At 73.7% G+C, this 11,266-nt stretch carries 2 protein-coding genes and 1 pseudogene; all 3 read left to right on the top strand.

Annotated features, from left to right (window positions below; translation table 11 throughout):
- Positions 1-29 precede the first annotated feature (29 nt).
- Entirely contained in the window at positions 30-8,312 is an 8,283-nt protein-coding gene (locus ABZ646_RS28530) for a hypothetical protein (protein WP_360524779.1), read from the top strand.
- A 37-nt stretch (positions 8,313-8,349) separates the two neighbouring features.
- Positions 8,350-10,869, top strand: a complete 2,520-nt coding sequence (locus tag ABZ646_RS28535) for a right-handed parallel beta-helix repeat-containing protein (protein WP_360524782.1) — start codon at positions 8,350-8,352, stop codon at positions 10,867-10,869.
- A 41-nt stretch (positions 10,870-10,910) separates the two neighbouring features.
- Positions 10,911-11,177 (top strand): annotated as a pseudogene (locus ABZ646_RS28540) (DNA-binding response regulator); the annotation flags it as partial.
- Positions 11,178-11,266: the final 89 nt, after the last annotated feature.

Raw genomic sequence — 11,266 nt, forward strand, 5'->3', positions numbered from 1 at the left:
GCGTCGGCGGGGTGGCCGTCTCACCCGGCATGCAAGTGCGGGCCACGCTCGCCTCCCTCCAGGGTTTCATCAAGGACGCCGCCGAGCTGGGCGGTGTCTACACCCTGCGCAACGAGCACGCTCCCGTCTCCACCGTGGCCCACCAACTCGCCAGGACGGTCGACGATGCTGTCAAGGCCGCCGGGCCGGGCGAGACCGTCGCCGTCAGGGGCTTCCACGGCACCGAGTTCTCGATCAACCGCCTCCAGCGCGACATGCCCGCCGTCGCCCGCCGCTTCCGCAGCGACAAGGCGTACGCCGAGGTGCCCACCGGCCAGCAGTGGAAGGCCGAACTGCCCGGCTCGCAGGAGCAGTGGAAGAAGATCTTCCCCGAGTTCGAGGACTTCGAGAAGCTCTCCGACGCGCAGAAGACGCATTTCGTGCAGGAGCTGTCCGAACGCAACATCACGCAGTTGCGCCGGGACGTCGGCGAGCTGTTGAACAGCCTGCCGCCGGCGGAGCGCGCACAGTTCGAGAAGCTGCTGTCCAGCCTGCAGAACCTGCCCTACCGCATCAAGCACGCGACCCCCGCCTACCACGCCATCGCCAACAGCGGTGTGATGTCCTCACAGGGCGACCTGACCCGACGGGGCATCAGGTTCCTCGCGTCCGGCAAGAGTTCGGGGAAGAACACCTCCAACCTCGGCAACGACGACTTCGTCTTCTTCCGGATGGAGGCCGGCGACAAGCCGATGGCGACCCGGTACGGGCCCACCACACTCGTCTTCGACGCCAGGGTCCTGGAGGAGCGCGGCGGTTGGGTGTCGCTGCACGACCAGCTGCACCCGCTGGACCGCGAGACCATGCGTGACCTGAAGTTCGGCGACGACACCGTCCGCAGCGCCACGTACGACAAGGGCTTCGAGGACATGGGCAAGCGGGCCCGCTGGACGTACGAGTATCCGGGCGGCGGCGGCTCCCGCTCGGTCTCCTTCGACCAGGAGGTCTTCCACGGCGCGCACGTCCAGGAGGCGCTCGCCCTGTCCGTGGTGCGTGAGGTGCACCTGATCGGCGGCGGGTTCAAGGACGACGTCCTCAGGCTCGCCGCGCAGGGCGAGGTCGGCGTGGAGCAGATGGGCGCGGTCGTCTCCAAGCTGTACCGGCCCGAGGCGAAGTTCGGCTCCGGGCTGCCCATCAATCCGTTCGAGAGCCGTGTCGACACAGAGTGGCCCAGGCCGCTCGACGTCCACCACAGCGACGGCGACGGGCGCTATCTCGCCGACGGCACGGTGGACCCGGCCGCCCGGGCCGCGGGCAAGGCCTTCGACGAGGCTTCGGACAAGCTGCGCCAGGCCGACAACGCCGTCGCCGGCAACAACCGGAAGGCGCAGCGCTACAACCTCAACAAGGCGCAGCCCCTGGCCGAGCAGGCGGTCAAGCTGACGCAGGAGTTCCACGGCATCGCCCAGGGCGCCCGCAAGACCATGGCGCAGGGGCTGCTCGACGAGCGGGTGAAGCTTCTCGACACCATCAACGGACGTATCGACACCCTGAAGCAGGGGCCCGACCCGGACGCGGTGAAGACGCAGCCCAGGCCGGCCAGGACCCAGGGTGCCGAGACCTCCTCGTCGGCGGCCGCGTCGAACGGACCCAACCTGAACACGCTCCCCCAAGCGGCCGAGGACGCGCTCGGGGCCGTGCCGGGCATCAGCGAACAGATGAAGAAGCTGGTCCGGGCACTCGCCAACTCGGACGGCTTCCGCTCCCTGGTGAACTCCACCGACGGCAAGCAGACCGCGGAGGCCGTCAGTCTGGGCAGGACCGCCTTCGACAAGGCGTACAAGCACCTGTCCAAGGAGAAACTGGTCTACGGCGACAGGGCGGGCCTCCACTTGACGGACGAGGGCCGCCGGCTGTTCCTGCCGCCGAGCACCGACACCAGGACGGCGGCACCGTCCGGGTCCGGTGCGACCGACGTCCACACGGCCCCGGCCCATGCCCGACCCGAGCTCCCGCACCCGCCGTTGGGCCCCGACACCAAGGCCCCCGCACTCACCGGCGACGGCCTCCCCTCCCACGGCCTGGACAGCACCTCCCCCGCGCCGCACGACCTCGGCACCGGCTCGCCGACACCGCACCACCCCGACACGGACACCGTGTCCCCGGCTCCTCACGACCTCGACACCCACACCCCGGCACCCCACGACCGCGACACCAAGTCGCCCGCCCCGCACCCTCTCGACTCCGAGACGGCCACGCCGCCGGTCAAGCAGGGCGACGCCGCCGTCTCGTATTCAACGAACCAAGGCGCCCCCGCGCACCCCCTCGACACGGAGCCCGCGCCGCCGCACCTCTCCGACACGACCGCACCGCACCCTGCCGCCGAGACCGAGACGAAGACCTTCCAGCCGCACCCGCTCGACACCGGCACGCCTGCGTCCCGGCTCACCGAGACCGACACGCCCCCACCGCACCCCACCGACACCGAGACACGCACACCCCACCTCACGGACACCGACACCACCCCGCCCCACCCCACCGAATCCGACACGGCCGCGACGCATCTCGACGACATCCACCCGGCCGCACCGCACGACGGCGGCGACGGCTTCACCCCGATGCCGCCGAGGGACGACACGCGGTCCGACGGCGGCCGGACCACGCGGCCGCTCGGTGACGCCGTCCTCGACGACGTGCTCCGGCCGCCCCGGCGGACCGGCGACACCGCCGGGGCGACGGCGCCCGGCACCGCTCACCCGGCCGCGCCCGACCTTCTCGACCGGGCCGCCTTCCGGCGCAGCACGTACCGGGAGAACGGCATCCGCGCCCGCTCGCAGATCCGGTACGTCGACCGTGCCCTCGCCGCCTTCCACGACGTGCCCGCCGACCAGCTGGCGCGGCGGGCCCAGGCCCTCGACAACCTGGCCGACGCCGCCCAGCGCTTCCTGCGGGACCGCCCGGACTCGGTCCGCCGGACCGGGGTGGAACAGCTGCTGGACCAGGTCCGGGCGGAGGCGAACGCCTACCGGCTGCTCGACGACTTCCGGCGGCTCGGCGGCGACGGGGGCGGGCTGGCCGGCCGCACCCGTGCCGCGCTCGCCGCCGGCGGCACGACCCCGCACACGCGGACCAGGCTCCAGACGACGCTCGACGGCATCGACAGGTCCGCGCAGGCCCAGCGGCAGAGTGACGCCCTGAGCCTGCTGGACGGCACCCCGCCGCTCCGCGACACCGGTGACACCACCCCCGCCGCACCCGTCCGAGCCGACGCCGACACCACCCCCGCCGCACCGGACCGGCCGAACCGTGGCAAGGGCCCGGCCGTACCCTCCCGGCAGCCCGGGGAGATGCCGTGGGCGGAGGATTCGGCGCGGTTCGACGAGCTGCTGGGCGGCGAGGGCCGGCCGTTGCGCGAGGCCTGGGTCGAGCTGTCGTCGGCCCGGGTCGAACTGGACCGGGTCGAGGATCTGCGCGGCGCGCCGGGCGGAGCCAGCACCTCACGGGGTGTCAGCGAGTACGACGTGCAGCTCAACCACGAACTGATCGCCGCTCAGGACCGGTTCCGCACCGCGTACACGAACCTGGAGGATCTCGGTGTCCGTCCGACCGAGATCGAGGCCCGGATCCAGGAGATCCGGATCGATGCCACCCGGCGCGGCGCGACGCTCGGCGCGGGCAAGCACGACACGCTGCCCGACACCGCCCCGCCCGCCGTCCACCGGACAGATCTGAACAACTCGGGCGTGAGCGGGCCGAACGGCCTGACCATCGAGCGGAGCGTGGGCCAGGACGACGCGGTGACGCTGCGGGTGGTCGACCAGCAGTCGCACCCGGACCCGACGCGCACGGTCGTCGTCCGGCCGGACGGCGGTTTCGACGTCCGGCACACTCCGTCGGACACCGTCGACACCTACACCGCGAACGGCGACCGGATCGCCTACGACATGCCGCTGCGCGAGGCCGACGGCGGACCGACAGGACTGCGCCTGCGCACCGGCATCGACGGCCACGGCATCCGCCAGAACCTGACGGTGCACGGCCCGGGAGCGGACCGGCTGACCGCCTTCCCGCTGCCCGGCGACGCCACGCGGATCACCCGTCTCGACACCGGCGTCACCCGTCGCGTGGACGCCCTGGGTCTCCGGCTCGACGAAGGCGTCCAGCTCACCGGCCGGGACGGCGTCCCCGCCGGGACCGACCGGGTGTGGGTCACCGACGGAGCCGACGTCCACGTCACCGATCTCGCGGGCGACCGGCTGGACCTGCGGGTGCAGGATCTGGGCGACGGGAACGGCGTCCGGGTCACCGACGGGACGACCGGGGTGTCCGTACGCCACGACGGCCAGGGCCGCCTCCAGGAGTCCGGTGTCGCGCTGACCGACCCGCGGGGCACGCGCGGGGAGCGGTTCGTGGCCGACGACGGCACGGGCCGCTTCACGCTGACCGACGCGTCGGGCGCCCGGCAGCCGCAGACGGTCACCGCGCTGCCCGGTGGCTCCGGCTTCCGGGTGACCGACGAGACCAGCGGCGCGACCAGCAGGTTCACGGCCGACGGCCGCTACCGGGACACCGGCCTCGCCCTGTTCGACCCGGCGGCGAACGTGCGCGGCGGCCGGATCGTCGTACCGGACGGCGCGGGTGGTCACCGTCTCACCGACACAGCGGGGCATCCGCTGCCCCAGCGGGTCGTCGCGGTCGGCGGCAACCGGCCGCGCACGATCGACGACGTCACCGGCGAGTCCGTGCTCCACGACACCCACGGCCGCCCGGTGAGCACCTCGACCGCGCTGGCCGACCCGGTCGGCGGGCAGCGGGGCGCGCGGTTCGCCGAGCCGGACGGCACCGGCGGGCACCGTCTCACCGACGCCGACGGCAACGGGCTGCCCGACACCGTCACCGCGCTGCCGGGCAACGGCGGTTTCCGCACCGTCCACGACGCCGGTCACCGCACCTTCGCGCCCAACGGCGCGTTCGCGGGCGACGGACTGCGGCTGACCGGACGGGACGGCACACCGGCCGGGCACCTCGACCGGCCGCTCGGGGCGGCCGCGCGCCGGCTGGACGAGGCCTTCGCGACGGACCCGGCGCGGGCGGTCACCTTCGACCCGGCCGGTCGCATCGAGATCGCCCGCCCCGGCGGCGGCCACCAGGTTTTCGACCAGCACACCGGGCGGTTCGTCCAGGAGACGGTCCCGCTGCCCGGCGGCGGGCACCGAACCACCCTGGCCGACGGGACGTTCACCCGGTACGACGGCCAGGGCGCCGTCACGGCCACCGGCACCCCGCTGCCCGCGGGCCACGGCGGACGCCTCCTCGTCACGGATCCGCCGACCGCGGCGCACCCCGCCGCCTGGCTGGAGGACGCGGCGGGCGGCAGGCTCGCGCACTGGGACGCCGTCCGGCACCCCGACGGCACCACCCGGATCGCGTTCAATGACCGGACCGGCCCGCGGCACGGCGAGTTCGTGCACCTGGCCGCCGACGGCAGCGTGACCCGGCAGGGCTTCAACGTCCTGGACAAGGGACGGCGCACGGACTACCGGTACGTCGTCGACCACGCCACGGGCACCTGGGAGCGGACCACCAGGTCCGGTGCGCCGGTGGCGGCCGGGGCGTTCCACCACGGCACCGCCGACCTGTCGGGCGCCGCGGGCGGCCACGTCAAGCTGCTCGGCTCGACCAGGAAGCAGGTGCCGGTCTTCGAGCGCCGGGTGCTGCCCGGTGCCTCCGGCGACGTGGTCGACTCCTTCCGCCGGACCGACACCATCGACTTCGCCCGCACCAACCCCCGCACCCACTGGGTGCGCTGGGACGACACCGGCACGCCGGTCGGCACGGGCAGCCGGCACTACGACACGGCGGGCACCGGCTGGCGCGACACCGACGGCCGGGGCCGCACGGTGCGCGAGTACCGCGACGGGTTGCAGAAGTTCAACGGCCGGACCGGCCACACCCTGGGCGTCGACGACGGCGACGGGGCCTGGACCTGGCACCGTCACGACGGCGAGGGCATGGTGATCGCCTCGGGCCCGCGGATCCGTGAGCGCGTCGGCAGCGGCTGGACCGACCGCACCGCGGACGGCCGGATCGCGCAGCGGCAGTGGGGCATGGGCGAATGGCCCGAGCGGGCCGGCCAGTACCAGGAACACGCCATGGACCCGGCCGACGGGACCCTCCGTGCCACCTGGGAGCGGCACTCCCCGCACGGCAAGGAGGTCGGCAAGCGCGAGCCCCTCGGCGACGGCTTCCTGACCACCGACCGCTGGCGCGAGCAGCGCCCGCCCACCTGGGTCCGCACCCGCTGGCTGGCCGACGCCGAGCACACCCGGCCGCCGTACGCCCATGTCCGGGGCGACGACACCTACCAGTTGTTCACCTGGACGAAGGAGGCGGGCGACGGCACCACCACCTCCGGGGTGCGGTACGTCGGGATGGACGGCAGTGCCCTGGACCTGGCGGCCGACGGCACCTTCGCGCGCTTCAGCGGCAAGCTGCACGACGGCACCTCCCTGAAGGTCGGCGACCACGCGGCGCGCCCCGGCCACCCCCCGGCCGACCCGGCCGACCACCCCTGGCAGGCCGGCCACCTCAGGGGCTACCGCCACCGGCTCACGAACGACCCGCAGGGCAGGCTCTGGCAGGACGTCCACCAGGACGCCGGGGGCGTCACCCGGACCGCCCGTGAGGGCCGCCCGGGCGGGGTGGTGCGGGAGTTCACGGGTGACCGCACCTGGGTGGACCGGGACCCGCACGGCAACCTCGTCGGGCAGAGCCATGCCAACCCGGACGGCACCGCCGGACATGTGGTCCAGGGCTCCGGCCGCGCCGGCTCGGGCCGCTGGGCCTGGCGTGAGCTGGACGCCCAGGGCACCGAACTCGGCAGCGGGCGAAGGGAGTTCTTCCGTGGGTCGAAGGACTCGCGGCTGCCCTGGGACGACTCCTACCGGGACTACGACGGCAACGGCACCCTGGTCCGCGAGCGCCGGATGCTGGACTCCGGCCGGTACGTCGACGCCTGGCGGGACAACCAGGGCGACTGGCGCGTCAGTGCCCACGAACGCGACGGCACGCCCGTCGCCGTGGGCGACGGCGAGCAGGTCCGCCGGTGGTGGAACGGCCGTGCCTGGCAGGACCGGTGGACGGCCGGCGCCCGCCACTTCCGTGACGAGCTGCGCGTCCCCGGCCAGGCCGCGCCCGCCGTCCTGCGCGAGACCCCGTTGCACAACGGCGGACCGCTGCGGGTGCGGGCCTACAGCACGACCGTCACGCAGCACGCCCCGGCCGGCTCGGTCTGGAAGGAGTTCGACCACGGCAGCGTGGTGCGGGAGCGCAAGGCGGACGGCGGCGGGTTCCTGGAGACGGACGCCTGGCGCGGCCAGTGGAACCGTTACAACAGGGACGGTGAGCTGATCGCCCAGCGCACCGACAGCGGCCTGGTGTTCGAGCGAGACACGTTCAACAGCTGGCGGCTGGTGGGCAACGAGTACGACTTCCGCGGCCCGCTGACCGAGATCCGCGGCTGGGGCCGTACCACCCGGGAGGCGCAGCGCATGCCGTGGTCCGGCACCGTGCTGCCCGACGGCAACGCGGCGCTGCGCGAAGCGCGTTACGAGCCGTACTGGCGGACGGTGGCCAAGAAGGCGGCGCTGGAGTTCGGTCAGGAGTTCATCCTGGAGTTCGGCGCGAACCTCGCCGTGAACGGGATCGTGGCGGCCGTCCAGAACAAGCCGTTCACCGGGAAGGACGCCCTCAAGTCGTTCGCCAACGCGGCGGTCGGCGCGGGCATCAAGACGGGTCTGAGCACGGCGGTGCACGAGAACCGGGCCCTCGGGTTCGAGAAGCTGGGCACGTTCAAGGCCGGCATCGCCAACATCGACGGCGGCAAGCCGTGGACCCGCCGCCCGCTGAACCACGACAAGACCTGGGTCAACGAGTGGGCGGGCAACGAGACGCCGACCCGCTGGCGGGGCGGCATCTACGACTACTCGTTCGGTGTCTTCAGCAGCGCGCTCTCGGGCTGGGTCAACGGCAGTATGAACGCGGCGGTGTGGGGTGTGACGAACGCCGACGGCCAGACCGTGAAGCTGCACGGCGGGGACGCGGTCTGGGAGGGCGGGATCAACGCGGCTGCCTCCGTCACCACGGCCGCCACCACCGGGCTCGTCAAGAACGTCTTCGTGATGAGCGCCGGCAGCCGGCTCTTCCACCGCCAGGGCTTCGCCGACTTCTGGATCCAGCTACCCTTCAAGATCTTCGAGAAGTCGATCCAGTCGCTGTACCTGACCAGTTCGTACCGTGCGAGCATCAATCCCACGTACTACCAGGCGCCTTGACCGGGCGGCGGCGACCACCGAGGACTGAGGACAGCAGATGACCACCCGCCACACCGTGGCGCCCAAGGGCCAGGGCGGCCGGGGCGCCTACCGGACCATCGGCGAGGCGATACGCGCCGCCTCCCCCGGGGATCTGGTGGCGATCGCCCCCGGCACCTGGACCGAGAACCTGGTCCTCGACCGTGCCGTGGTGCTCACGGCGGAGCACGGCCGGGGCAGCGTGGTGATCGCGGCACCGCCGGGCGAGCTGCCCGCGGTGACCGTGGAAGGACCGGACTGCGCCCTGCACAACCTCACCGTGTGGGGTGCGGACGCGGGGCTGCCCGCCGTGAGCGTGTCGCCCGGTGCCGGACTGGTCCTGGAGGAGTGCTCGGTGGAGGGCGGCCGGGTACAGGCGAAGGGCCCGGAGGACGAGGAGGACGGTACGACGGCCCTCGTACTGCGCCGCTGCCGGGTGGAGGGCGCCCGGCTGGCGGGGCTGCACCTGGCCGGGAGCGTCCGGGCGCGTCTGGAGGACACGGCGGTCACCGGCGTCGACGGCACCGGGGTGGTGCTGTCCGGCACCGCGAGCCTGGACGCCGTACGGCTGCGGCTGGAGCGGACGACCGGTTCGGGAGTGCGGCTGCGCGGCCGGTCCCGGCTGCGGCTCACCGACGCGGTGCTGGCCGGGAGCGGGCGGGCCGGACTGCTCCTGGAGGACTCCACCGAGGCGCTGGCCGGGGAGACGCGGATCGAGACGCCCGGCGCCGCGGGGGTGCATCTGACCGGGTCGGCACGGGCCGAGCTGACCGACTGCCGGATCCGCGGGGCGGCCGCCAGCGGCCTGGTGGTGCAGGAGACCGCCCTGCTGAGCGCCTCGGGCTGTTCGGTGGCCGACGCGGGCGCCAACGGGCTGCTGGTGACGGGCTCGGGCGAGGCGCGGCTGGCCGACTGCCGGATCGACCGCAGCGCGTTCAGCGCGGTCCATCTGGCGGGTACGGCCGTCGGACGGCTCGCGGACTGCCGGGTCCGCGGCGGCTCGGAGCACGGTGTGCACGCCACCGGCGAGGCGCGGGTCGAGCTGACCGACTGCGGGATCACCGACGTCGCCATGACCGGGGTCAGCGTCCTGGAGCGCGCGGTGGCCACGCTCACGGGCTGCCGGGTCGCCGGGGCGGCCGCCGGCATCGGCATCGGCTCGGCCGCCGGAAGCACGGTCGCCGACTCGACGGTGACCGGCACGAAGGAGATCGGGGTGCAGATCGCCAAGGGCGGCGCCGCTTCCCTGACCGGGATCCGGATCAGCGGTGCGGGCGCGGCCGGTCTGGTGGTCGACGAGGGTGCCGAGGCGACGGTGGACGGCGGCTGGGTGGAGGACTGCGCGGGCTCCGGCGCGGTCGTGTGGACGGGAGCCAGACCGGAGGTGACGGGGCTGCGGATCGACCGGCCGGGCAAGAACGGCGTGTTCCTGGCGGAGGGGGCGGGTGGCACGTTCACCGCGCTCGACGTCACCCGCGCCGGGTTCCCCGCCCTGCACGTCGCCAAGGGCGCCGACCCGGTCTTCCGGCACTGCCGCGTCCGGGACTGCGCCGAGGCGCTGGGCACCGACGACGGCGCCAGGCCGGTCCTGGAGGACTGCACGGCCGACGGCACCCCGCTGGCCTTCGGCGCCCCCGCCGCCCCGGCCGGCCAGACCGCTCCGGGCGCCGCCCCCGCCGCCAGGTCCGCGGGGTCCGCCGAGGACACGGGGGAGCCTGAGGAGGAGAACCTGGAGGACCTGCTCGGCGAACTCCACGAACTGGTCGGTCTGGACCGCGTCAAGCAGGACGTGGGCTCCCTGGTCAAGCTGATGCAGACGGTCCGCCGCCGTGAGGAGGCCGGACTGCCCGCCCCGCCGCTCAGCCGCCACCTGGTCTTCGCCGGCAACCCCGGAACCGGCAAGACCACGGTCGCCCGCCTCTACGGCCGCCTGCTCAAGGCCCTCGGGCTGCTCCGCCGGGGTCATCTGATCGAGGTGGACCGGACCGCGCTGGTCGGCGAGTACGTCGGCCACACCGGTCCGAAGACCACCGCCGCCTTCAACCGTGCCCTCGGCGGGGTGCTCTTCATCGACGAGGCCTACTCGCTGGCCCCGGCGCTGGCGGGCAACGACTTCGGCACCGAGGCGGTGGCGACGCTGGTGAAGCTCATGGAGGACCACCGCGACGACGTGGTGGTGATCGCCGCCGGCTACCCCGGCGACATGCACCGCTTCATCGGCTCCAACCCCGGCCTCGCCTCCCGTTTCGGCCGCACCCTGCTCTTCGAGGACTACGAGCCGGTCGAGCTGGTGTCGATCGTGGAGTACCAGGCCGGACAGCACCGCTACGAACTCACGCCCACCGCCCGCGCGGAACTCCTCGCGCTCTTCGGGTCCATGCCCAAGGGCGAGGGGTTCGGCAACGGCCGTTCGGCCCGCCAGGTCTTCCAGGAGATGACCGAGCGCCAGGCCCAGCGCGTGGCCGAGCTCACCGCCCCGACCGCCGACCAGCTGATCAGTCTGGAGGCCCACGACCTGCCCCATCCGGCCGCGCGCTGACGGCGCGCCCGACGGCCTCGGCGACGTCTCCGTCGCGGCCAGGGCTGCGGGCGGCGCTGGAGGCCCGGGAGCGGATTCCCGAGCAGCCGGTACTGGTGCTCTCCCCGTACGTGGAGGAGTCGTACGCCGGCGAGCTGCTCGCGGGCGGCAGCAGCGGGGTCGGATACCTGCTCAAGGACCGGGTGGGCCGGGTCGACGACTTCCTCGACGCGCTGGAGCGGGTGGCGGCCGGCGGTACCGCGCTGGACCCCGAGGTCGTCACCGAGCTCCTCAGCCGGCGCAAGGACTCACCGGTCGACTCCCTGACACACTCGGTAGCGGCCCTCGGCGCGGCCCTGCTCGTCTTCGGCGCCGCTTACGGCGGACTGAACGTCGCCTTCAACAGCGCCGCGGTCGA

Source organism: Streptomyces sp. NPDC007162 (genome assembly GCF_040634175.1).
In the GTDB taxonomy this organism is placed as follows: Bacteria; Actinomycetota; Actinomycetes; order Streptomycetales; family Streptomycetaceae; genus Streptomyces.